A 21,559-nucleotide genomic window follows, 5' to 3' on the forward strand; every position below is an offset into this window, starting at 1 on the left:
CCCCGGCATAACGGCGGCGGACCATGAGGCCGGCCCCTCGATTCCGGCGGGAGCAAAGACATGCTGATCCTGAACCCCGATCCCGCCCACGGCGCGCCGCTGGACGCCGCCGACGCCGCGCTGCTCGGCGCCGACGCGGCCGATGAACTCGCCCGCTACCTCGCCCACCGCCCCGATCACCGCCCGACGCCGCTCATCGCCCTGCCTTGCCTCGCCGCGCGGCTCGGCGTCGCGGCACTCCACCTCAAGGACGAATCGACCCGCTTCGGCCTCGGCAGCTTCAAGGCGCTCGGCGGCGCCTACGCCGTGGTCCGCCTCGTGCTGGAGGAAGCCGCCCGCCGCCTCGGCCGCCCCGTCGGCTACGCCGACATGGGCGCGCCGGAGGTCCGCAACATCGCCGCCACCATGACCTTCGCCTGCGCGACCGACGGAAATCACGGCCGCTCGGTGGCGCAGGGGGCGGCGATGCTGGGCAGCCGCTGCGCGATCCTGGTGCACGCCGGCGTCAGCCCGGCGCGGGTGGCGGCGATCGCCGGCCTCGGCGCCGAGATCATCCGCGTCGACGGCACCTACGACGATTCGGTGGAAGAGGCCGCCCGCCTGTCCGCCGCGCGCGGCTGGACCGTCGTCTCCGACACGTCCTGGCCCGGCTACGAGCGGATTCCGGGCCTCGTCATGCAGGGCTATGTCGCGATGGTGGACGAGGCGCTCGCCGCCATGCCGGCGCCGCCCACCCATGTCTTCGTCCAGGCCGGCGTCGGCGGCCTCGCCGCCGCGGTCGCCGGCCATCTCGCCGAACGCCTCGGCGCGCGGCGGCCGACGCTCGTCGTCGTCGAGCCCGACCGCGCCGCCTGCGTGCTGGAGACCGCGCGCGCCGGACGCCCCGTCCGCATCGCCGCCGGCGCGCCGACGGTGATGGCCATGCTCGAATGCTACGAAACCTCGCTCGTCGCCTGGCGCATCCTCGCCCGCGCCGCCGACGCCTTCATGACGGTGAGCGAGGAGGACGCCGTCGCGGCGATGAACCGCCTCGCCCGGCCCGAGGCCGGCGACATGGCGGTGGTGGCCGGCGAAAGCGGCGGTGCCGGTCTCGCCGGCCTGCTCCGCGTCGCCGGCGATGCCGGGGCACGGCAGGCGCTCGGCTGCGGCGCGGAGGCGCGGATCCTGGTCTTCAATACCGAGGGCGCGACCGACACGGCGCGCTACCGCGACCTCGTCGGCCTCGACCCGGCGCTCGTGGCCGGCGCCGGGTCAGCGCCGGATCAGTAATAGCCCTTCTTGATCAGCGGCTCGATCTTGTCGAGCAGCGCCTTGTCGTCGGTGCCGGCGGCGGTGTTGACGTTCATGCCCTCGAGGTCGAACCGCTTGGTCAGCACGCACTGCACCACCGGCAGGAAGCCCTGCATGTAGAGCTGCTGGTTCAGCGTCGCGGCGATGTAGCCGCTCTTCACCCCGGCGATGGTGGTCGGCGCGAGATCGATGCCGCCGACGACGATCTGCCCGGGCTTCTTGCCGGCCTCCTGCAACGCCTTCGGAATGAACGAGGTCACCAGCCCCTGCTGCGTGCCGATCGCCTTGAGCTTCGGATGCCGCTCGATGAAGGCGACGAGGATCGGCACCGACAGCGCCGGATCGGCGTTGACGGCGTTCGAGATGTTGAGCTTGTAGACCTTGAGCCCGGCCTTCTTCAGCCCCATCACCAGGCCCTCGTCGGATTCGCCGCGGATCCCCTCGGCGAAGACGCCGTATTCGAGCGCCTCGTCACCCGGCTTCAGGTGCCCGGCCTTGACCATCGCCGCCGCGGTGGTCTCGCCGCCCTGCACGAGATAGGTGCCGACATAGCCGAACCCGTTGGTCCGGTATTTCGCCTCGAGCTTGGGCAGCGGCACGTTCCCGGCGGTGACCACCATGCCCTGGGCCTCGGCCTTGCTCACCAGCGGCGCGAAGGCGGCGTTGCCCGGATGGCCCATGATCTCGGCGCATTGCGGCCCGGCGGCGATGGCCTGGCGGAACTGCTCGATCATCTTTTCCGGCTGCCAGTCGGAATATTGCGAGATCAGCCGCACGCCGAGCGCCTTGGCCGCCGCCTTGGCGCCGAGTTCGCGCGGCAGCGTCGAGGCGTCGCCGGGGCTGCCGCCCATCTGGAAATACATGGTCAGCCCGGCGCCGAGCTTGTGCTGCGGGGCCGCGGCGGCCGTGCCGCAGAACAGCGCCGCCGCGATGGCGGCCGCCGAAGCGAAGGACATCCTGAGTTTCATCCCGTCTCTCCCTTTGTTTGCCTTGAGGTGCCCGTCATGCCGGCGGGCTTTACTCGCGTTGCATCAGTCGTCGCTGCAGAGCCTTCACCCTCGCCGGGTCGCCGAGACCGGTGTGCAGCACCACCGCGGCGACGAACACGAGGCCGACGATCACCTCGACCCAGAACCCCGAAACCCCGGTCGCGACGATCCCGGCATCGAGCATGCCGATGATCATGGCGCCGAAGAAACTGCCGACCACGGTGGCCGATCCGCCGAACACCGAGGAACCGCCGATGAACACGGCGGCGAGCGCCGAGAGCAGCAGCCCCTGGCCCTGCGTCGAGAAATAGCTGAGATTGGCGACGGTCATCAGGAAGCTCGCGAAGCCGGCGAGCGCGCCCATCAGGGTGAACAGCTTGATCCGCTCGCGGACCGTGTTGATCCCGACCACCCGCGCCACCTCGCGCGAATCGCCGATGAACAGCAGGTGCTCGCCGAAGCGGTGGCGGTTCAGGATCGCCCAGATCAGCGCCGCGACGGCCACCGCCCACAGCGCCTCCACCGGCACGCCGAGCAGCGTCCCCGAGAACACCCGCGCGATCACGGTGCCGGTCAGGTCGTTCAGCGCGTAGGACAGGCCGCCCGAAAGCACGGTCGCCACACCGCTCCAGAAGAACGACGTGCCGATGGTGATGATGATCGAGGGAATGCCGAGTGCGGCGACCAGCCAGCCATTGATCACGCCCACCAGCGCGCCGCCGCCGATCGCCGCGACCAGGCCGAGCCAGGGCATGTGCAGCTTGTCGGCGCAGAACGCGAACAGGAAGCCCGACAGCGCGATGACCGCCGGGAACGACAGGTCGATCTCCCCGGCCGCGATCACCAGCGTGAGGCCGAGCGAGAGCACCAGCATCGGCGGAATCGTGACGAGGAAGGAATTGTAGATCGGCCAGCGGAGGAAAACCTCCGGCGCGAAGCCGATATAGATGCCGATCAGCGCGAAGAACACGACGATGATCGGCACCGCGCCGAGATGCGCGTGCCAGCGCGGGGAGGATTTCGGCGCCGCCGGGCGTCCCGTGCTCACGTCGCTGCCGCTCATGCGTGGCCTCCTGTTGCCGGCGTGCCGTGTTGCAGGTCGATCAGGAACCGGGTGAGATCCTCGAGGGTCATCTCCGCCGGCCGTATGTTGGCGACGATGCGCCCGCGGTCGAGCACCACCAGCCGGTCCGCCAGCGCGTGCACATGCGCGAGATTGTGCTCGATATAGATCGCCGCCCGCCCCGAGCGCTTGATCGAGCGGACGAAGTCCAGCACCTTCTGCACCTCGCTGATGGCGAGCGCCGTGGTCGGCTCGTCGAGGATGATCAGGTCGGAATCGAAATGCATCGCCCGGCCGATCGCGATGCCCTGCCGCTCGCCGCCCGACAGCTTGGCGACGGTCGAATCCGCGTCGATCCCGACGCCGCGGAACCCGAGCTGGCGCTGCAGGATCTCGTTGGCGATGCGCCGCTGCTCGCGCACGTTGATGAAGCCGAAGCGGTTGACGATCTGCCGGCCGACGAAGAAGTTCCGCCACAGCGGCTGCTTCTCGCCGAGCGACTTCTCCTGGTACACGGTCTCGAATTTCAGCGAATGCGCGCGCCGGACCGAATAATTGTAGAGGTCCACCGCCTCGTCGCGAATATAGAGCCGCCCCGAACTCGGCCGCACCACGCCGGTCAGCGCCTTGATGAGGGTGGACTTGCCGGCGCCGTTATCGCCGATCAGGCCGACAATCTCGTTGCGCCCGATCGCCAGATCTATATTGTCGAGGGCGCGGACCTTGCCGAACGAGACGCAGAGTTTCTCGGCGCGGACGATGTCGGACCAGCCGCCGGCCGCCCTCCTGTCTTCGTTCGGCGTGCCGCCGCCGGAAGCTGCGATCGCGTTGCCTGTTGCGCCCATGTTTCGGCTTTCGTTGACGTTTCCAGCCGTTGATTATCGATGAAAAACAGGTCAAGTCAACAGTTCCGTTATCGCCGGCCTACAATTTTCCGTGCGGCCCCGCACCGGCTTTCCGCCGCGCGCCGTCTTGCCCGCGCCGCCGCCGCCTGATTTAACCATGCGAAACAGGGGAGACCGACCATGAACGAAATGCCGCCGGGAATCACCAGGGCCGACGAGGGGATCGGCGGCGTGGTCTGGAACGTCCTCGGCCAGACCTACACGCTGAAGCAGGAGTCGGAGCATTCGATGGCCTGGCACGCGGTCTTCCCGCCCGGCACCTTCGTCCCCCCGCACATCCACCCGACGCAGGACGAATTCATCTACATGCTGGAGGGAAAATTCGATCTCTGGCTCGACGGGCAGGATCTGTCGGCCGGCCCCGGCGACCTGGTCCGCATGCCGATGAACAGGCCGCACGGCATCTTCAACCGTTCCGACGCCGACGTGAAATGCGTGTTCTGGGTCGCCCCCAGCCGCTCGCTGCGCGCCCTGTTCGAGCGCATCCATAACCTCGCCGACCCCGCCGAGGTCGTCCGCATCGCGGCCGAGCACGAGGTCCATTTCCTGCCGCCGGGCTGAACCCGCCATGCGCGTGCTCATCGCCGGCGGCGGCATCGGCGGGCTCACCCTCGCCCTCATGCTGCACCGACGCGGCATCGAGTGCCAGGTGCTGGAGGCCGCGCCGGCAATCCGCCCGCTCGGCGTCGGCATCAACATCCTGCCGCACGCCGTCCGCGAACTCGCCGCCCTCGGCCTGCTGCCCGCGCTCGACGAAATCGGCCTGCGCACCCGCGCGCTCTCCTACCTCAACCATCGCGGCGAGGTGATCTGGACCGAGACGCGCGGCCTGCACGCCGGCCACGACGTGCCGCAATTCTCCATCCATCGCGGCAAGCTGCAGGACATGCTCTGGCGCGCCGCGCGCGAGCGGCTGGGGGAGGGGGCCCTGCGCCCGGATGCGCGCGTCGCCGCCGCCGCCGAGGCGGATGGCGCGGTGGCGGTCACGCTCACCAACGCCGCCGGCGCCCGCGAGACGATCGCCGGCGACGCGCTGATCGGCGCCGACGGCATCCACTCCACCCTGCGCCCGCTCCTGCTCGGCGCCGACCCGCCGATGCGCTGGAACGGCATCCAGATGTGGCGCGGCGCGCTCGACTGGCCGGCCTTCGGCACCGGCGACGAAATGATCATCGCCGGCAACGCCACCGCCAAGCTCGTCTTCTACCCGATCGGCCAGCCCGCCGCCGACGGCACCCGGCTGACCAACTGGGTCGTCTATGCCCGCACCGGCGCCGAGGGCACGCCGCCGCCCGCGCGCGAAAGCTGGTCGCGCCGCGGCGCCTGGGAGGAGTTCGCCCCGCTGGTCGCCGGCTTCGCGCTGCCCTTCGTCGATGTCGGGCGCCTCGCCCGCGCCACCAGCGAAATCTTCCTCTACCCGATGTGCGACCGCGATCCGCTGGAGCGCTGGACGCGGGGGCGCATCACCCTGCTCGGCGATGCCGCGCACGCGATGTATCCGGTCGGCTCGAACGGCGCCTCGCAGGCGATCCTCGACGCGCGCTGCCTCGCCGATACTCTCGCCGAGAGCGCCGACATCCCCGCCGCGCTCGCTGCCTACGAGGCCGAGCGCCGCCCCGCGACCGCCGCCGTCGTGCGCTCGAACCGCGTCGGCGGCCCCGAGCGCGTCATCGACCTCGTCGCCGCCCGCGCCCCCGACGGCTTCGCCCGGATCGGCGACGTCGCCCGCCCCGACGAGCTGGAGGCCATCGTTCGCGGCTACGCCACGCTCGCCGGCTTCGCGGCGCCGCAACCCGCAGGCAGCGCGCCATGACCGAACCGTCCGACCCCGTCTTCCAGTATCTCGCCGGGCAGATGCGCCCCGGCCATCCGGCGCTGATCGAGGCCTTCCTGCGCGAGGGCGAGGCCGCCATCGCCGCCCGCGCGCCGCGGCTCGACATCCCCTACGGCCCGCATGAGCGCGAACGCTTCGATCTCTTCGCCGCCCCCGGTGCCGCGGCGACCCTGCTCTACCTGCACGCCGGCTACTGGCAGGGGCGCGACAAGGCGCAGTTCCGCTTCCTCGCGCCGCCCTTCGTCGATGCCGGCTTCAACGTCGCGCTGGCGAACTACCCGCTCTGCCCCGATGCCAGCCTCGCCGCGCTGACCGACTCGGTGCGCCGCGCCGTCCCCGCCGTCCTGCGCGCCGCCGGCACCGGCGGCCTCGTCGCCATCGGCCATTCCGCCGGCGCCCATCTCGCCGCCGAACTCGCGCTGACCGACTGGGACGGGCCGAGCCCGATCACCGCCGTCGTCGGCCTCAGCGGCGTCTACGATCTCGATCCGCTGCGCGCCACACCGCTGAACGACCGCCTCGGGCTCGACGCCGCCGCCGCCCGCGCCGCCTCGCCGGTGCATCGCGTGAAGCCGCGCATGCCGCCGGCGATCTTCGCCGTCGGCGGCGACGAAACCCCCGCCTTCCGGGCGCAGACCGGCGCGATGCACGCGGCCTGGCGCGCCGCCGGCAACATCGCCCGCGAGATCATCGTTCCCGGTGCCGATCATTTCTCTCTCCTGCGCCACCTGGCCGATCCCGCGTCGCCGCTCTTCGCCGCCATCGCCCCGCTCGCCGCCCCGCGCCGCTGATCCGCCCCGCCGCGCAATGATCGAGATCAATGCGCCGCCGGCCGTCCCCTGTCGTCTTTCCGGCCTCATGCTTTCGGGGAATGTCCAATGATGAGAGCCGATCTCCTGGCCGAGGCGCCACCAGCCGATGACGGCCGCGCGCCCTGGTCTCACGCCGAGTTCGAGGCGAAGCTGCGCGAGGCCGGCAGCGCCTACCACATCCACCATCCGTTCAACGTGATGCTCAACACCGGCAAGGCGACGCCGGAGCAGATCCGCATGTGGGTCGCCAACCGCTTCTATTACCAGATCGCGATCCCGGTGAAGGACGCGGCGATCCTCTCCAACTGCCCCGACCGCGAGATCCGCCGCGGCTGGATCCGCCGCCTCCTCGACCATGACGGGTTCGACTACGAACTGCCCGACGGCTCGCGCCTGCGCGACGAGGGCGGCATCGAGGCCTGGCTCCGCCTCGGCATCGCCACCGGCCTCGCGCGCGAGGAGATGCTCGACCTGCGCCACCTCTTGCCCGGCGTGCGCTTCGCGGTCGACGCCTATGTCAATTTCGCCCGCCGCGCGCCCTGGCAGGAGGCCGTCTGCTCCTCGCTGACCGAGCTTTTCGCCCCCGACATCCACCGCCAGCGCCTCGCCACCTGGCCCGGCCACTACCCCTGGATCGAGAGCGAGGGGCTCGACTATTTCCGCAACCGCACCAGCCAGGCCCCGCGCGACGTCGTCCACGGCCTGCGGATCACGCTCGCCCATTTCGCGACCCGGCCGATGCAGGAGCGCGCCCTGCAGATCCTCAAGTTCAAGCTGGACATTCTGTGGACGATGAACGACGAGATGGGACGACATTACGGCGTCGCCGCCTGACCGCCCGGGTCCACCGCCCGGCGCCGGCCGCGCCGCCCGCCCGCAAGCCAGCCGGAGACCGTGCAGATGCCGAGCGACAGGCCCCACAACCTCGCGGACAGGGTCCGCCTGCGCGCCGAGGCGCTGCTCGCCGCCGGCTGGGGCCGGCTGACCAAGGTCACGTTCGACTGGCGCCGTTCCGACGGCCGCTGGCAGACCCTCACCCGCGAGGTCTACGACGTCGGCAACGGCGCGGCGATCCTGCTCTACGATCCCGCCCGCCGCACCGTCGTCCTGGTCCGGCAGTTCCGCTATCCCGCCTTCGCCGAGAGCGGCGACGGCCTCGTGCTCGAAGCCATCGCCGGCAAGCTCGACGCCGCCCACCCCGAGGCCCGCATCATCGCCGAGACCGAGGAGGAAACCGGCTACCGCATCACCGGCATCCGCCCCGTCTTCAGCGCCTACATGAGCCCCGGCGCGCTCACCGAGAAACTCTTCTTCTTCGTCGCCCGCTACACCCCGGCCGACCGCGTCGCCCCCGGCGGCGGCTGCCCCGAGGAGGGCGAGGATATCGAGACCGTCGAACTCGACATCGACGACGCGCTGCGCCGCATCGACACCGGCGAGATCCACGACGCCAAGGCGATCATGCTGCTGCACTACGCCGCCCTGCACCTCTTCCCGCCCGCCGCCCCGTGCCAGGAGCCCTCGCCATGACCCGCCCGTTCCGCCTTGTCGACGTGTTCGGCACCGCCCCCTTCACCGGCAACCCGCTCGCCGTGATCGCCGATGCCGACGGCCTGTCCACCGCCGAGATGCAGGCGATCACACGCTGGCTCAACCTGTCGGAAACCACCTTCCTGCTCCCGCCCGCCGACCCCGCCGCCGATTACCGCGTCCGCATCTTTTCCCTCTCGCGCGAACTCCCCTTCGCCGGCCACCCCACGCTCGGCACCGCCCATGCCTGGGCGGAGGCCGGCGGCATCCCGAAGCGGAACGGCGTCATCGTGCAGGAATGCGGCGCCGGCCTCGTCACCATCCGCCGCGATGCCGACCGTCTCGCCTTCGCCGCGCCGCCGCTGCTGCGCGGCGGCCCGCCGGACGAGGCGGACATCGCCGAGGTCGTCGCCGTGCTGCGCATCGACCGCGCCGCCATCGTCGATGCCGCCTGGGTGGACAACGGCCCCGGCTGGATCTGCGCGATGCTCGCCTCCGCCGCCGATGTGCTGGCGATCGAGCCGGCGCGCCACCATGGCCGGCCCATCGATATCGGCGTGGTCGGCCCGCACGAACCCGGCGGTGCCGCCGCGTTCGAGATCCGCGCCCTCTTCACCAACCCGGAAGGCGTGCTGGTCGAGGACCCGGTCACCGGCAGCCTCAACGCCTCGGTCGGCCAGTGGCTGTTCGCCAGCGGCCGCGCCAGCGGCGCCTATGTCGCGGCGCAGGGCACCCGGCTCGGCCGCGCCGGCCGCGTCCATGTCGAGCAGGACGCGGCGGGCCAGGTCTGGGTCGGCGGCGCCGTCCGCACCCTGTTCGCCGGCCACGCCCTCTGACCCGCCCGGCGTCTGCGCCGGGTTGATCCATGTCCCCGCCCGGCGCCCGTGCCGGGTTGATCCATGTCCCCGCCCGGCGCCCGTGCCGGGTTGATCCATGTCCCCGCCCGGCGCTTGTGCCGGGTTGATCCATGTCATTGTCCGCGCCGCCGTCCGGCGGCACGTTCGGAACCGTCCGGTAACGAAACCTTGCCGGCCTCTCGCGGAGGAGCGCGGCCCCGATGTGTCTCGGTATCCCCATGCAGGTCGTGGCGATCGACGGGTTCAACGCCGTCTGCGAGGCGCAGGGCGTGCGCCGCGCCGTCAGCCTGTTCATGCTCGGCGCCGGCGAGGTCGCGCCCGGCGACCATGTCATGGTCCATGTCGGCTACGCGCTGCGGAAAATGACCGAGGGCGAGGCCCGCTCCGCCTGGGAGCTGCTCGCCGTCCTTGGCGAGGCCGCGCCGTGAGCGCGGGGCGGCGATGAGCGGCGAGGCCGAGGCCCGGCTCTGGCTCGACCGCATCCGTGCCCTGCCGCCGGGCCCGCCGGTCGCCATCATGAATGTCTGCGGCGGGCATGAGCGCAGCCTCAGCATGCTCGGCCTGCGCGCCCTCCTGCCGGAGGGTGTGCGCATCATCCCCGGCCCCGGCTGCCCGGTCTGCGTCTGCCCCGAGGAAGACCTCGCCGACGCGATCGCCCTGGCGATGGCCGGCGGCGTCACCCTCGTCGCCTTCGGCGACATGCTGCGCGTGCCGATCAACGCGCCGAAGGGCGAGGTCGCCTCGCTCGCCGCCGCCCGCGCCGCCGGCGCGGATGTGCGCCCCATCGCCGCGCCGCAGGACGCGGTGGCGATCGCCCGCGCCGCGCCGAGCCGCCCGGTCGTCTTCTTCGTCGCCGGCTTCGAGACGACGACGGCGCCGGTCGCCGCCATGCTGGCCGAGGGCGTGCCGGACAATCTCTCGGTCCTGCTCGCCGCACGGCTCACCTGGCCCGCCGTCGCCATGCTGCTCGCCGAGGAGGACAACGCGCTGGACGCCCTGGTCGCCCCCGGCCACGTGGCGACGGTGATGGGTGCCGAGGAATGGCGCTTCGTCGCCGAGCGTCACGCCCTGCCGGTCGCGGTCGCCGGGTTCTCCGCCGAGAGCCTGCTGGCGGCGATCTATTCGGTCCTCCGCCAGAAGCGCGAGGGCAGGGCCTTCCTCGACAATTGCTATCCCGAGCTGGTCCGCCCGGAGGGCAACCCCACCGCCCGCCGCCTGCTCGACGAGGTGATGGAGGTGACCGACGCCGCCTGGCGCGGCATCGGCGTCATCCCCCGCTCCGGCTTCGCCCTGCGCGGAGACTGGCGCGCGCACGATGCCCGCGCCCGCCACGTCATCGCCGCGCCGCCCCGCCGCCGCGCCGGCGAGATGCCGCCGGGCTGCGACTGCGCCAGCGTCGTCCTCGGCCGCCGCCAGCCCGACCAGTGCCGCCTCTACGGCCGGGCCTGCACGCCGCGCCACCCGGTCGGCCCCTGCATGGTCTCGGACGAAGGCGCCTGCCACATCTGGTGGCAGGCGGGTGTCCGGGCGCACTGACCCGGTCCCGATGCCGGCCTTGCGGATCGAACTCGGCGGGCGGGTGCAGGGGGTCGGGTTCCGCCCCTTCGTCTACCGCCTCGCCCGGCGCCACGGCGTTTCCGGCTGGGTCCGCAACGGGCTCGGCACGGTGGAAATCCTCGCCGCCGCCGACCCCGCGATCCTCGACCGCTTCACCGCCGCCCTGCTGGCCGAGGCGCCGCCCACCGCCCGGCCCGGCCTGCTCGGCGTCACCCCGGTGGCCGAGGCGGTCGAACCCGGATTTTCCATCCGCGACAGCGCCGCCACCGAAGGCGCGCGTCCCGCGTTCCCGCCCGATCTCGCCCCCTGTCCCGACTGCCTGCGCGAACTCGCCGACCGGTCCGACCGCCGCGCCGGCTACCCGTTCATCAACTGCACCCAGTGCGGCCCGCGCTACAGCCTGATCCGCCGTCTGCCCTACGACCGCGCCAACACCGCGATGGCCGGCTTCCCGCTCTGCCCCGCCTGCCGCGCCGAATACGCCGACCCGCTGAACCGCCGCTTCCACGCCGAGCCGGTCGCCTGCCCCGATTGCGGCCCGCATTGCCGGTTCGAGGCCGCCGGCGCCCCGTCCGCCGCCGGCGAGGCCGCGCTCGCCGCCTGCCTCGCCGCCCTGCGTCGCGGCCTGATCGTCGCGGTGCGCGGCGTCGGCGGCTATCACCTGCTCTGCGACGCTGCGGACCAAGCCGCCGTCGCCGCCCTGCGCCACCGCAAGAGCCGGCCGGACAAGCCCTTCGCCGTGCTGTTCCCCGACGATGCGCGGACCCTCGATTCCTGCGTCGCCGCCGATGCCGCCGCGCGCGCCGCGCTGCGCGGCCCGGCCCGGCCCATCCTCCTGCTGCCCCGCCGCCCCGGCGCGCCGCTGGCGCCCGCGATCGCGCCCGGCTTCGGCACCATCGGCGCCATGCTGGCCGACAGCCCGCTGCACCATCTGCTGGCCGAGGGCTTCGGCGCGCCCCTCGTCGCCACCTCCGCCAACCGCTCCGGCGAGCCGATGCTGACCGACCCGGACGCCGCCGCCGCCGCGCTCGCCGGCATCGCCGACGCCTTCCTCCATCACGACCGCCCGATCGAGCGCCCGGTCGATGACAGCGTGCTGCGGATCATCGACGGCGCGCCCCGCATCCTCCGCGCCGGGCGCGGCCTCTGCCCGATCGAGCGCGCCCTGCCGTTCCGCCTCGCCGAGCCGGTGCTGGCCCTGGGCGGCCACATGAAATCGACCATCGCCCTCGGCTTCGCCGACCGGGTGGTGATCTCGCCGCATCTCGGCGATCTCGACGATCCCGCGGCCCTCGCCGGCCTCGCCCGCATGGCGGCCGACCTGCAATCCCTCTACGGAATCGCCCCGCGCCGCCTGCTGGTCGATGCCCATCCCGGCTATGCCAGCACCCGCTGGGCCCGCGCCGAGGCCCGCGCGCGCGGGCTCGACATCGTCCCGGTCTGGCACCACCACGCCCATGCCTCGGCCCTGGCCGGCGAGATGGCGCCCGGCGCCGCGCCGCTCCTCGTCCTCACCTGGGATGGCGTCGGCCTCGGCCCGGACGGCACGCTCTGGGGCGGCGAGGCGCTGCTCGGCCGCCCCGGCGCCTGGCGCCGCGCCGCCCGCTTCCGCCCGTTCCGCCTGCAAGGCGGCGATGCCGCCTCCCGCGCCCCCTGGCGCAGCGCCGCCGCGCTCTGCTGGGCGGCGGGGATCGACCCGCCCGCCGGCCTCCTGCCGGAAGAAGGTGCCGCGCTCGCCCGCGCCGCCTGGGCGCGCGAGCTCAACTGCCACCGCACCGGCGCCGCCGGAAGGCTGTTCGACGCCGCCGCCGCCCTGCTCGGCCTCTGCCGCGTCGCCAGCTTCGAAGGGCAGGGGCCGGCCCTGCTCGAATCCCTGGCCGACACCGCGGACGACATCACCGGCCCCGCGCCCGGACTCCCCCTCGCCGACGCCGCGGACGGCGTGGTCGAGGCCGACTGGTCCGCCGCCCTGCCGGCGCTGCTCGATGCGTCCGTCCCCGCCGCCCGCCGCGCCGCCGCCTTCCACGCCACGATGGCGGCGACCGCGCTGGCCATCGCGGAAACCGTCCGCCGCCGCCACGGCGTCGCCGCCATCGGCCTCGCCGGCGGCGTCTTCCAGAACCGGAACCTGGTCGAGCGCCTCGCCCCCGCCCTGCGCGCCGCCGGCTTCGCAACCCTGTTCGGCGAGGCGATCGCCTGCAACGATGCCGGGCTCAGCTTCGGCCAGATCATCGAATACGGAGGACGCGCGTGATCGAGGATACCCATGTCAGCCTTGCCCACGGCAATGGCGGCCGCCTGATGCGGGCGCTGATCGAGGAGGTGTTCGCCCGCCACCTCGCCGACCCCGCGCTCGACACCGGGGCCGACGCCGTGCCCGTCGCCCTGCCCGCGGGCGAGATCGTCGTCACCACCGACGGCTTCACCGTCCAGCCGCTCAGCTTCCCCGGCGGCGATATCGGCGCCCTCGCGGTGCACGGCACGGTGAACGACCTCGCCGTCGCCGGCGCCCGCCCGCTCTATCTCACCCTGGCCGCGCTGATCGAGGAGGGGCTGGAAATCGCCCGGCTGGAGAGCATCGTCGCCAGCCTCGCCGGCGCCGCCCGCGCCGCCGGCGTGCGCGTCGTCGCCGGCGATACCAAGGTCCTGCCGCGCGGGCAGGGCGGGGGGATCTATCTCGCCCTCACCGGCATCGGCGTCCGCCCGCCCGGCTGCGGCCTCGGCCTCGGCCGGATCGAGACCGGCGATGCCGTGCTGGTCAGCGGCCCGGTCGGCGATCACGGCATCGCGGTGATGCTGGCGCGCGAGGAATTCGGCCTCAGCGGCGATGTCGTGTCCGACGCCGCCAGCGTCCTGCCGCTCACCGCCGCCATCGCCGTCCTCCCCGGCCTGCGCTTCATGCGCGATCCCACGCGCGGCGGCCTCGCCACCGTCGCCCATGAAATCGCCCGCGGCGCCGGCCGCGCCGTCGAGCTCGACGAGGCGGCGATCCCCGTCCGCGGCACCACGCGCGCGGTCTGCGACATGCTCGGCTACGATCCGCTCTACCTCGCGAGCGAGGGCCGCGTCGTCGCCGTCGCCGCCCCGGCGGCGGCGGCCGCCATCCTGGCCGCCTGGCGCGCCTTGCCCGAAGGGGAGGGGGCCGCGATCATCGGCGCGATCGGCGCGGCCGCCCCGGCCGATGCCCCGGTTCTCCTGCGCACCCGCATCGGCGGCGCGCGGACCCTGCCCGAACTGGAATCCGACCCGCTGCCGCGGATCTGCTGAGCGGGATCAGCCGGCGAGCGTCGCGTCGATCGAGGCCAGCTCCCGCCGCAACGCCTCGCGCCGCGCCTGCATCGCCCCGTGCTGCGCCCGCCGCGCCCGCTCGCGCCCCTGGCGCAGCCAGTCCAGCCAGGCGCCGAATCCCTCTCCCGTCGCCGCCGAGACCGCGACCGACCCGATGGCCGGATTCACCCGCAGCGCGCCGGCGAGGATCAGCTCCATGTCGCACGCCACATGCGGCAGCAGGTCGATCTTGTTGACCAGCATCAGGTCGGCGGCGTGGAACATGTGCGGATATTTCAGCGGCTTGTCCTCGCCCTCGGTCACCGAGAGAATGACGACCTTGTGCGCCTCGCCGAGGTCGAACCCCGCCGGGCAGACGAGGTTGCCGACATTCTCGATGAACAGGATCCCGCCCTCCAGCGCCGGCAGGTGCTCCAGCGCGTGGCCGACCATGTGCGCGTCGAGATGGCACGCCTTGCCGGTATTGATCTGCCAGGCCGGCGCCCCCGCCGCGCGGATCCGCTCGGCGTCGAACTCCGTCTGCTGGTCGCCCTCGATCACCGCGACCGGCATCTCCGCCTTCAGCGCCGCGACCGTCCGCACCAGCAGCGAGGTCTTGCCCGAGCCGGGGCTGGAGACGAGGTTGACGACGAAAATGCCCCGCTCGGCGAAATACGTCCGGTTGGCATCGGCATGGCGCTGGTTCGCCGCCATGATGTCCTGCTCCACCCGCACCATCCGCGCCGGCGCCAGCCCCGCCGCGTGCGCGTGCGCGTGCTCCGGCGCGTGGCCATGATCATGCCCGTGCCCATGCCCATGCCCATGCCCATGCTCATGCTCATGCTCATGATGGTGTTCCCCGGTATCGCCGCAGCCGCATATGCCGCACATCATGTCACCTCGATCTGCCTGATCCTGATCTGCTTGCCGTCGAGCACCTGCAATTGCAGGCTGTCGCAATGCGGACACGGATCGCCGAAGCGCCGCAGCGTCACCGTGGTGCCGCATTGCATGCACCAGGCCCTGCCATCGACCTCGACGATGTCGAGCCGCGCGTCCTCCGCCAGCGTGCCGCGCGTGACGATGCCGAAATTGAACCGCATCGCCTCGCATTCCACCGCCGCCAGCGCGCCGATTTCCAGCTCCACCGCATGCACCCGGCTGAACGCGGCCGCCCCCGCCTGCGCTTCCAGCGCCTGCACCAGCCCCTCGCAGAGCGCCATCTCATGCATCGCCGTCCTCCGCGTCGAGCGGCAGGAACTGGTGACGCTCGGCGTCGCAGTTCGGGCAATGCCACGACTCCGGCAGGTCGGCGAACGCCGTCCCCGGCGCGATCTGCCACACCTCGTCGCCCGCCGCCGGATCGTACACATGCCAGCAGATCCGGCACTCGTAGCGGGAAAGCTCGGCGGTCCCGCTCATGGATAGGCCGCCTCCAGCGCCCGCACGCGCGATGCGGATTCGGCGATGTCGTCCTGGGCGGCGCAGGCCACCGCCGGCACCGCGGCGATCTCCAGCGTGTTCAGGATCAGCGCGTCCGCCGCGTTGTAATACTGCACCCACCAAGTCCCGGCGAGGCGCGTGCTGCGGATCCGGCAGGTGCCGTACCCGCCCGAGAGAATGATCGCCGGCCCCTCGCCGAGCGTGCGCACCAGCCAGGTCAGCTCCGCCTCGGCCAGCGGCAGCAGGCCGAGATTGATCACATGCGCCGCGCCGCCCGGCCGGAACGCGGCGCTGCGGGCGCGCAGCTCCGCCAGCACGTGCGGCGCGTTGACCATCTCCGGCGGAATCGCCTCCGGCGCCGGCAGCTCCATAAGCCCCCAGGAAGCTGCGGCGCGCGCCGCCACCACCGCCGGTATTGGCCCGATCTCCAGCCGGTCCAGCCGCCGCCCGGTCGCCGCATCGCGCGCCCGCAGCCGCCACAATCCGGTATAGGCCGTCTCGCCGATCTGCCATTCCGGCGCGCCCAGCACCAGCGCGCTCACCTCGCCATCGAGCAGGATCTCGTCGAGACTGGCGCAATCCGCCGCCGAGGCCTCGTCGAGCACGATCTGCCCCACCGCAGCGCCGGATGCAGCCGCCTCCAGCGCCGCGCCGATCCGCTGCAGCCAGGTGCGGCACCGCACCCGCGCCGCCGGATCGTCGGGCAGCGAGGGCGCGCGGAACACATGCATCTCCGTCGGCAGCGCGAGATAGTCCGGTCCCGCCTCGGCGGTGCCGGATCGCGCGGGCAGGGCGAATGGGTCCATCGTCAGGCCTCCATCGCGGCGGCCGCCGGCGCGCCGATCCGGTCGAGCATCCCGCCGATCGCCTCGAGATACTCCGCCCAGCTCCGCATCCGCGCGACGCTGCCGATCATCGCCCCCTCATGCACCAGAACGAGCGTCGGGCGGACCACCACCCTGAACCGCGCCGCCGCCGCCCGCTCCCGGTCCGGGTCCACCATCGCGCAGCGGAACCGCCCCGCGAACGCCTTCGCAAGCTCCGGCACGATCACGGCGACATCGTCGATCTCCCGATGCCGCGTCGGATCGCCGGTAAACAGGACCAGCGTCGTGCCCTCGGCCAGCGCCGCCTCCAGCCCGTCGCCGCCCAGCTCCCGCACGCCCTCCGCCGCCGCGAGCCGCGCCAGTGCCGCCGATCCCGCCATCACGATGCCTCCGCTATCTGCGCCGCCGGTCCGCCGAACGTCATCGCCACCGCGGCCGGGCCGAGCGGCTCCGCCTCCTCGCCGGCCGCGCGCGGCGCGAGCGCGAACCCCGCCCCGGCCAGATGCGCCCGCACGATGTCCACCGCCTCGCCGATCCGCGCCGCCACCGGCGCCGACAGCCCGCCGCCATAGGTGTCGAGGTCGCAGGGCTGCACGCCGACCAGCACCATCCGCGCCGGCGCCCGCCCCGAAATCTGCGCCAGCGCCAGCACGTCCTGGAAACTCGTCTGGTGCAGGCTCAGCTTCTTCGCGGTCAGGTAGCGCGGCACCTCGTCGTCGGCCGCCACCATCAGCGTCCCCGGCGCCAGCCCGAAATCCACCGCGTCGAGAATGACCAGCAGCCCGGCCTCGCCCACCACCGGCAGCAGCGCCAGCCCCTGCGTCCCGCCATCGACGAGGCGCACCTCCGGCCCGCACGTCCAGCCGGCATTCAGCGCCTCCACCGCGCGCACGCCGAACCCCTCGTCCGCCCAGAGCACGTTACCGATCCCGAGCACCGTCGCCCCGCGGCTCATTCCCGGTCGTCCTTGAAGAAGCGCCAGCCATTGATCATCGTGCTGATCATCGTCTGCCGCGACATGATGTCCTCCCGCACCGACATGTAGACATGGACCATCGCGAACAGGATCAGGTACCACATCGCCAGGTGATGCCACGTGTGCACCGCCTGGCTGTTGCCGAAGAGCGGCATCACCCAGCTCGTGAACAGCGCAAAGGCCCAGGTGCCATGGCCGGTCCCCTCGCCGAACAGCGCGAAGCCGGTGACGATCTGGAACAGCACGCCGAGCGTGAACATCGCGAACATCGCAAGCTGCGCCAGCGGATTATGCCCGATCTCCTTGCTCGTCTCGCGTTCGAGGAACAGGTACCAGCGGATCGTCCTGGCGAACTCGCGCCGCCACGACCGCCGCCAGACCGCGGGCGCGAAAATCTCCCGCGCATACCGGTTGCCGACGATCGCCCAGTAGATCCGCACCAGCATCGCCACCGCGAACACGTCGCCGGTGATGAAATGGATCGTGCGGATGTCGCCCATCAGGAAATGCTGGCTCGGCTGGCCGACCTGCAACGGCCACAGCGGATCGGCGATCAGGAATCCGGTGATCGACAAAATCACGATCGACAGCGCCATCACCCAGTGCCAGATCCGCACCGGCAGCTCGTACACATAGACCGGCGCGCTCACCCGCCTCGCCGTCGCTCCCTGCGCGAGATCCGTAGGCGTCGTCCGCGTGTCTGCCGTCATGGCACGATCCCCGATCCTGTTTCCGACGATCCCTCAGAGCACCTGCACGCGCACCAGCTCGCCGCCGTCCGGCGCCATCACATGCGTCGAGCAGGCGAGGCACGGATCGAAACTGTGCAGCGTGCGCAGGATCTCCAGCGGCTGCTCGGCATTGGCGAGCGGCGTGTTGAGCAGCGCCGCCTCGAAGGCGCCGATATTGCCGGCCGGGTCGCGCGGCGAGCCGTTCCACGTCGTCGGCACCACCGCCTGATAGGCCTCGATTTTTCCGTTGCGGATATGAATCCAGTGCCCGAGCGCCCCGCGCGGCGCCTCCACCAGCCCCACGCCCTTCGCCTCCGCCGGCCAGCTCGCCGGCTCCCATTTCGCCGTGCTCGCGGTGGCGAGATCGCCGGCCTTGAGATTATCCATCAGCTGGTCGTGCAGCCGGCGCATCGCATGCGCCGCCCACGAGGCTTCCAGCCCCCGCGCGGCGGTGCGGCCCAGTGTGGTGAACAGCGCCTCGAAGGGCAGGCCGAGATCCTTCAGCAGCCGGTCGACCGGCTCCTTGAATTCCGCCATCCCCCTGGCATAGCCGATGGTGAAGCGCGAAAGCGGCCCCACCTCCATCGCATGGCCGCGCCAGCGCGGCGCCTTGATGAAGGAGTATTTCTCCGATTCATCGAGCTGGCGGATATCCGTCCTGGTGCCGACGGTCTTGGCCCCGAGCCGGAAATCCGGATCGGTGATCCCCGACCACGGGTGCAGGCCCACGGACTCGTTCGGGTATTTGTACCAGGAATGATCGACGAATTCCTGGATCTGCCCCGGGTCGCGCGCATCCACCTCGTGAATTTCGGCGAGGTTGCCGTTGACGATCGCGCCGCGCGGAATCATCAGGTTCCGGTCCGTCCACGCGTTCGCCTCGAACGGGAACTCGCCGTACGACATCACGTTGCGCCCCGCCAGCCCGCGCCCGTACTGCCAGGTCTTGTAGAACGAGGCGATGGCCTTCAGGTCCGGAATATAGACCTGGTCGATGAACGCGATGGTCTGGTCGATGATCGACGACACCAGATTGAGCTGCACCATGTTCACCGGCGCGCCGGCGGCGAGCGGACCGTCGAGATTGATCGCGCAGGCCATCCCGCCGACCAGCCAGTTCGGATGCGGGTTCTTGCCGCCGAACACGGTATGGATCTTGACGATCTCGCGCTGGAAATCGAGCGCCTCCAGATAGTGCGACACCGCCATCAGGTTCGCCTCGGGCGGCAGCTTGTAGGCGGGGTTGCCCCAGTAGCCGTTCATGAACGGCCCGAGCTGGCCCGAGTCCACGAATTTCTGCAACCGCGTCTGCACGTCGCGGAAATAGCCCGGCGAGGAATTCGGCCACGGCGAGATCGACTGCGCCAGCGCGCTCGTCGCCTTCGGATCGGCCTTCAGCGCGCTCACCACGTCCACCCAGTCCAGCGCGTGCAGGTGGTAGAAATGCACGAGATGATCCTGCGCCCAGAGCGAGGCGGTGATCAGGTTGCGGATCGTGTTGGCGTTGGCCGGAATCCGGATTCCCAGCGCGTCCTCCACCGTCCGCACCGAGGCGAGCGCATGCACCCCGGTGCACACGCCGCAGATCCGCTCGCAGAACGCCCAGGCGTCCCGCGGGTCGCGCCCCTTCAGGATCACCTCCAGCCCGCGCCACATCGTCCCCGAGGAGACCGCGTTGCGGATCACGTTGTTCTCGTCGAGATTCACCTCGCAGCGCATGTGCCCCTCGATCCGCGTCACCGGATCGACCACCATGCGCTTGCCGCCCGCATCGAGCGTGAAGCCGTTCGGCGTGCTGACGCTGGTCACGGCCTGTCTCCTTCATCGCCGCTGTGTCGTGCCGCATCGTCGGAAGGCGGCTTGCCCCGCATGTGCTTGACCACGCTCGCCCCCGCATGCGCGAGAATGCCGGCCCCCGCGGCGCCCGCGACCACCGCGCCCACCTCGTCCGCCGTCGCCTCGATGCCGAATCCCGCGCCGATATGCGAAAGCCGCTGGTAGAACGGGCCATTATCCCAGAAATTGTCCTCGGCGCAGCCGATGCAGCCATGCCCGGACTGGATCGGGAACGACACGCCGCCATTCCACCGCGTCGTCGAGCAGGCGTTGTAGGTGGTCGGCCCCCGGCAGCCCATCTTGTAGAGGCAATAGCCCTCGCGCGCCCCCTCGTCGTCCCACGCCTCGACGAACTCGCCGGCGTCGAAATGCGGCCGCCGATAACATTTGTCGTGGATCCGCTGACCATAGAACATCAGCGGCCGGCCCCGCGCGTCCAGCTCCGGCAGCCGCCCGAACGTCACCATGTAGGTGATCACGCCGGTCATCACCTCCGCGATCGGCGGGCAGCCCGGCACCTTGATGATCGGCTTGCCGGTGATCACCTTGTCGATCGGCGTCGCCGCGGTCGGGTTCGGCCGCGCCGCCTGCACGCATCCCCACGAGGCGCAGGCCCCCCAGGCGATCACCGCCATCGCATCCGCCGCCACCGCCTTGAGCTTCTCGACGAAGGGCTTGCCGCCGACGATGCAGTACATGCCGTCCTCGTTCAGCGGCGGGTTGCCCTCCACCGCCAGAATGTAACGGCCCTTGTACTTCCTCGGAATTTCATCGAGGATCGACTCCGCCTGGTGCCCGGCCGCCGCCATCAGCGTGTCGTCGTAATCGAGCGAGATCATCTTCAGGATCACATCCCGCGCCAGCGGATGGCCCGAGCGGATGAACGATTCCGAACAGCACGTGCATTCCAGCCCATGCATCCAGAGCACCGGAATCCGCGGCTTGGTCTCCATCGCATGCGCGATCCGCGTCGCATAAACGGGGTCGAGCCCGAGTGCCGCGGCAGTCAGGCTGCAGAATTTCAGGAACGAGCGGCGGCTGGTTCCCTGCGCGCGCATCAGCTCGTAGAAGGTTCGCGACTCGTCCGGCATGACAGGTCCTCCTCGCCCCGGCGCCACTGGGCTGGTTCTGCCGAAGTGTTTTCTGTTCGACCCAATAATGACGTCATGTTGCGGCCGGCACAGCGAACCTTCATTGATCTAGGTCAAGCCCGGCCAACGCGGAATGGCGTAATGACGTCGCCATGGACAACAGGATGCCCGACCGATCCCCGTCCCACCTCGCCGATGCGGCAAAGGTCTTCGCCGCGATCGACCGCCAGGACGCCGCCGCCTTCGCGTCGCTCTTCGCCAATAACGGCATGTTTGTCTTCGGCAATGCCGCCCCCGTCATCGGCCCCGCCGCCATCCGCGCCGCGGTCACGGCATTCTTCGCCGCCATCCGCGAATTGCGGCACGACATCATCGATGTCTGGCATGTCGGCGATTCCGTCATCACCCAGCTCACCGTGCTCTACCGCCGCCGCGACGGATCGGTGGTCTCCCTTCCGGCCGCCACCATCTGGCGCGTCTCCGATCTCGGCATCACCGACTACCGCATCTACGCCGACCTCGCCCCGCTCGTCGCCCCGTCGGACTGACGG

General features: G+C 71.4%; 24 protein-coding genes. 12 read left to right on the top strand and 12 right to left on the bottom strand.

The window, feature by feature from the left end; all coding sequences use genetic code 11:
• Positions 1-60 precede the first annotated feature (60 nt).
• Entirely contained in the window at positions 61-1,269 is a 1,209-nt protein-coding gene (locus ACMV_RS01700; protein WP_013639329.1) for a diaminopropionate ammonia-lyase, read from the top strand.
• Here ACMV_RS01700 and ACMV_RS01705 read toward each other — a convergent pair.
• The 3 genes from ACMV_RS01705 to ACMV_RS01715 are packed head-to-tail and all read right to left on the bottom strand — an operon-like array spanning position 1,263 to position 4,187.
• Positions 1,263-2,258: a substrate-binding domain-containing protein gene (locus ACMV_RS01705; protein WP_011941443.1), complete on the bottom strand. Its 996-nt coding sequence runs from the start codon at positions 2,256-2,258 to the stop codon at positions 1,263-1,265. The genes ACMV_RS01700 and ACMV_RS01705 overlap by 7 nt on opposite strands.
• A gap of 49 nt (positions 2,259-2,307) precedes the next feature.
• On the bottom strand, positions 2,308-3,342 hold the full coding sequence (locus tag ACMV_RS01710; RefSeq protein ID WP_007423907.1) for an ABC transporter permease: 1,035 nt from the start codon (positions 3,340-3,342) through the stop codon (positions 2,308-2,310).
• On the bottom strand, positions 3,339-4,187 hold the full coding sequence (locus tag ACMV_RS01715; protein ID WP_007423908.1) for an ATP-binding cassette domain-containing protein: 849 nt from the start codon (positions 4,185-4,187) through the stop codon (positions 3,339-3,341). Before ACMV_RS01715 ends, ACMV_RS01710 begins: the two co-directional genes overlap by 4 nt.
• Before the next feature lie 180 nt (positions 4,188-4,367).
• Here ACMV_RS01715 and ACMV_RS01720 point away from each other — a divergent pair, with 180 nt between their 5' ends.
• The 10 genes from ACMV_RS01720 (at position 4,368) to hypE (ending at position 14,104) form a co-directional block, all read left to right on the top strand.
• A complete protein-coding gene (locus ACMV_RS01720) occupies positions 4,368-4,808 on the top strand; it encodes a cupin domain-containing protein (RefSeq protein ID WP_007423909.1) in 441 nt (146 codons plus the stop codon).
• Between the two features lie 7 nt (positions 4,809-4,815).
• Positions 4,816-6,060: a flavin-dependent oxidoreductase gene (locus ACMV_RS01725; protein WP_013639330.1), complete on the top strand. Its 1,245-nt coding sequence runs from the start codon at positions 4,816-4,818 to the stop codon at positions 6,058-6,060.
• Positions 6,057-6,872: an alpha/beta hydrolase gene (locus ACMV_RS01730; RefSeq protein WP_013639331.1), complete on the top strand. Its 816-nt coding sequence runs from the start codon at positions 6,057-6,059 to the stop codon at positions 6,870-6,872. Before ACMV_RS01725 ends, ACMV_RS01730 begins: the two co-directional genes overlap by 4 nt.
• A 90-nt stretch (positions 6,873-6,962) precedes the next feature.
• The gene (gene pqqC, locus ACMV_RS01735) at positions 6,963-7,727 is read left to right on the top strand and encodes a pyrroloquinoline-quinone synthase PqqC (RefSeq protein WP_231295331.1); all 765 of its coding nucleotides are present in this window, start codon (positions 6,963-6,965) and stop codon (positions 7,725-7,727) included.
• Positions 7,728-7,793: 66 nt separating this feature from the next.
• Positions 7,794-8,423, top strand: coding sequence for an NUDIX domain-containing protein (locus tag ACMV_RS01740; protein WP_013639332.1), 630 nt, complete (start codon positions 7,794-7,796; stop codon positions 8,421-8,423).
• Entirely contained in the window at positions 8,420-9,259 is an 840-nt protein-coding gene (locus ACMV_RS01745; RefSeq protein ID WP_013639333.1) for a PhzF family phenazine biosynthesis protein, read from the top strand. Before ACMV_RS01740 ends, ACMV_RS01745 begins: the two co-directional genes overlap by 4 nt.
• A gap of 221 nt (positions 9,260-9,480) precedes the next feature.
• Positions 9,481-9,708 (top strand): HypC/HybG/HupF family hydrogenase formation chaperone, encoded by a 228-nt coding sequence (locus ACMV_RS01750; RefSeq protein WP_007424663.1) that lies wholly within the window; start codon positions 9,481-9,483, stop codon positions 9,706-9,708.
• Entirely contained in the window at positions 9,689-10,816 is a 1,128-nt protein-coding gene (hypD, locus tag ACMV_RS01755; protein WP_231844463.1) for a hydrogenase formation protein HypD, read from the top strand. The genes ACMV_RS01750 and hypD overlap by 20 nt, the downstream gene beginning before the upstream one ends.
• Entirely contained in the window at positions 10,800-13,091 is a 2,292-nt protein-coding gene (gene hypF, locus ACMV_RS01760) for a carbamoyltransferase HypF (RefSeq protein WP_231844464.1), read from the top strand. Before hypD ends, hypF begins: the two co-directional genes overlap by 17 nt.
• Positions 13,088-14,104, top strand: a complete 1,017-nt coding sequence (gene hypE / locus ACMV_RS01765) for a hydrogenase expression/formation protein HypE (RefSeq protein WP_013639336.1) — start codon at positions 13,088-13,090, stop codon at positions 14,102-14,104. Before hypF ends, hypE begins: the two co-directional genes overlap by 4 nt.
• A 6-nt stretch (positions 14,105-14,110) precedes the next feature.
• Here the strand turns inward: hypE and hypB are convergent, their stop codons facing one another.
• Genes hypB through ACMV_RS01810 form a run of 9 tightly spaced genes read right to left on the bottom strand, consistent with a single transcriptional unit; the run spans position 14,111 to position 21,008 of the window.
• Positions 14,111-14,995 (bottom strand): hydrogenase nickel incorporation protein HypB, encoded by an 885-nt coding sequence (gene hypB, locus ACMV_RS01770; RefSeq protein ID WP_081479218.1) that lies wholly within the window; start codon positions 14,993-14,995, stop codon positions 14,111-14,113.
• Positions 14,995-15,336, bottom strand: coding sequence for a hydrogenase maturation nickel metallochaperone HypA (gene hypA / locus ACMV_RS01775; RefSeq protein WP_013639338.1), 342 nt, complete (start codon positions 15,334-15,336; stop codon positions 14,995-14,997). Before hypA ends, hypB begins: the two co-directional genes overlap by 1 nt.
• Positions 15,329-15,526 carry a rubredoxin gene (locus tag ACMV_RS21750; RefSeq protein WP_013639339.1) on the bottom strand — a complete coding sequence of 66 codons (198 nt, stop codon included), beginning with the start codon at positions 15,524-15,526 and terminating at the stop codon, positions 15,329-15,331. The genes hypA and ACMV_RS21750 overlap by 8 nt, the downstream gene beginning before the upstream one ends.
• Positions 15,523-16,353, bottom strand: a complete 831-nt coding sequence (locus tag ACMV_RS01785; RefSeq protein ID WP_013639340.1) for a hydrogenase expression/formation protein — start codon at positions 16,351-16,353, stop codon at positions 15,523-15,525. Before ACMV_RS01785 ends, ACMV_RS21750 begins: the two co-directional genes overlap by 4 nt.
• Before the next feature lie 2 nt (positions 16,354-16,355).
• On the bottom strand, positions 16,356-16,754 hold the full coding sequence (locus ACMV_RS01790) for a thioredoxin domain-containing protein (RefSeq protein ID WP_013639341.1): 399 nt from the start codon (positions 16,752-16,754) through the stop codon (positions 16,356-16,358).
• Positions 16,754-17,329, bottom strand: coding sequence for a HyaD/HybD family hydrogenase maturation endopeptidase (locus ACMV_RS01795; RefSeq protein ID WP_013639342.1), 576 nt, complete (start codon positions 17,327-17,329; stop codon positions 16,754-16,756). Before ACMV_RS01795 ends, ACMV_RS01790 begins: the two co-directional genes overlap by 1 nt.
• Positions 17,326-18,060 carry a Ni/Fe-hydrogenase, b-type cytochrome subunit gene (gene cybH / locus ACMV_RS01800; RefSeq protein WP_013639343.1) on the bottom strand — a complete coding sequence of 245 codons (735 nt, stop codon included), beginning with the start codon at positions 18,058-18,060 and terminating at the stop codon, positions 17,326-17,328. Before cybH ends, ACMV_RS01795 begins: the two co-directional genes overlap by 4 nt.
• Before the next feature lie 33 nt (positions 18,061-18,093).
• Positions 18,094-19,836 (bottom strand): nickel-dependent hydrogenase large subunit, encoded by a 1,743-nt coding sequence (locus ACMV_RS01805; protein WP_249296427.1) that lies wholly within the window; start codon positions 19,834-19,836, stop codon positions 18,094-18,096.
• A 50-nt stretch (positions 19,837-19,886) separates the two neighbouring features.
• Positions 19,887-21,008, bottom strand: a complete 1,122-nt coding sequence (locus ACMV_RS01810; protein ID WP_013639344.1) for a hydrogenase small subunit — start codon at positions 21,006-21,008, stop codon at positions 19,887-19,889.
• 164 nt (positions 21,009-21,172) lie between these two features.
• On the opposite strand from ACMV_RS01810, the gene ACMV_RS01815 reads away from it, so the two are divergent.
• Entirely contained in the window at positions 21,173-21,556 is a 384-nt protein-coding gene (locus tag ACMV_RS01815; protein ID WP_231844465.1) for a nuclear transport factor 2 family protein, read from the top strand.
• Positions 21,557-21,559: the final 3 nt, after the last annotated feature.

Origin of the sequence: Acidiphilium multivorum AIU301, from assembly GCF_000202835.1 — a bacterium.
GTDB lineage: Bacteria > Pseudomonadota > Alphaproteobacteria > Acetobacterales > Acetobacteraceae > Acidiphilium > Acidiphilium multivorum.

Bases quoted from the DNA above. Each gene is read 5' to 3' on its own strand.
- ACMV_RS01700 (WP_013639329.1), top strand. From the start codon at position 61: ATGCTGATCCTGAACCCCGATCCCGCCCACGGCGCGCCGCTGGACGCC.
- ACMV_RS01705 (WP_011941443.1), bottom strand. From the start codon at position 2,258: ATGAAACTCAGGATGTCCTTCGCTTCGGCGGCCGCCATCGCGGCGGCG.
- ACMV_RS01710 (WP_007423907.1), bottom strand. From the start codon at position 3,342: ATGAGCGGCAGCGACGTGAGCACGGGACGCCCGGCGGCGCCGAAATCC.
- ACMV_RS01715 (WP_007423908.1), bottom strand. From the start codon at position 4,187: ATGGGCGCAACAGGCAACGCGATCGCAGCTTCCGGCGGCGGCACGCCG.
- ACMV_RS01720 (WP_007423909.1), top strand. From the start codon at position 4,368: ATGAACGAAATGCCGCCGGGAATCACCAGGGCCGACGAGGGGATCGGC.
- ACMV_RS01725 (WP_013639330.1), top strand. From the start codon at position 4,816: ATGCGCGTGCTCATCGCCGGCGGCGGCATCGGCGGGCTCACCCTCGCC.
- ACMV_RS01730 (WP_013639331.1), top strand. From the start codon at position 6,057: ATGACCGAACCGTCCGACCCCGTCTTCCAGTATCTCGCCGGGCAGATG.
- pqqC (WP_231295331.1), top strand. From the start codon at position 6,963: ATGAGAGCCGATCTCCTGGCCGAGGCGCCACCAGCCGATGACGGCCGC.
- ACMV_RS01740 (WP_013639332.1), top strand. From the start codon at position 7,794: ATGCCGAGCGACAGGCCCCACAACCTCGCGGACAGGGTCCGCCTGCGC.
- ACMV_RS01745 (WP_013639333.1), top strand. From the start codon at position 8,420: ATGACCCGCCCGTTCCGCCTTGTCGACGTGTTCGGCACCGCCCCCTTC.
- ACMV_RS01750 (WP_007424663.1), top strand. From the start codon at position 9,481: ATGTGTCTCGGTATCCCCATGCAGGTCGTGGCGATCGACGGGTTCAAC.
- hypB (WP_081479218.1), bottom strand. From the start codon at position 14,995: ATGTGCGGCATATGCGGCTGCGGCGATACCGGGGAACACCATCATGAG.
- hypA (WP_013639338.1), bottom strand. From the start codon at position 15,336: ATGCATGAGATGGCGCTCTGCGAGGGGCTGGTGCAGGCGCTGGAAGCG.
- ACMV_RS21750 (WP_013639339.1), bottom strand. From the start codon at position 15,526: ATGAGCGGGACCGCCGAGCTTTCCCGCTACGAGTGCCGGATCTGCTGG.
- ACMV_RS01785 (WP_013639340.1), bottom strand. From the start codon at position 16,353: ATGGACCCATTCGCCCTGCCCGCGCGATCCGGCACCGCCGAGGCGGGA.
- ACMV_RS01790 (WP_013639341.1), bottom strand. From the start codon at position 16,754: ATGGCGGGATCGGCGGCACTGGCGCGGCTCGCGGCGGCGGAGGGCGTG.
- ACMV_RS01795 (WP_013639342.1), bottom strand. From the start codon at position 17,329: ATGAGCCGCGGGGCGACGGTGCTCGGGATCGGTAACGTGCTCTGGGCG.
- cybH (WP_013639343.1), bottom strand. From the start codon at position 18,060: ATGACGGCAGACACGCGGACGACGCCTACGGATCTCGCGCAGGGAGCG.
- ACMV_RS01805 (WP_249296427.1), bottom strand. From the start codon at position 19,836: ATGGTGGTCGATCCGGTGACGCGGATCGAGGGGCACATGCGCTGCGAG.
- ACMV_RS01810 (WP_013639344.1), bottom strand. From the start codon at position 21,008: ATGCCGGACGAGTCGCGAACCTTCTACGAGCTGATGCGCGCGCAGGGA.
- ACMV_RS01815 (WP_231844465.1), top strand. From the start codon at position 21,173: ATGCCCGACCGATCCCCGTCCCACCTCGCCGATGCGGCAAAGGTCTTC.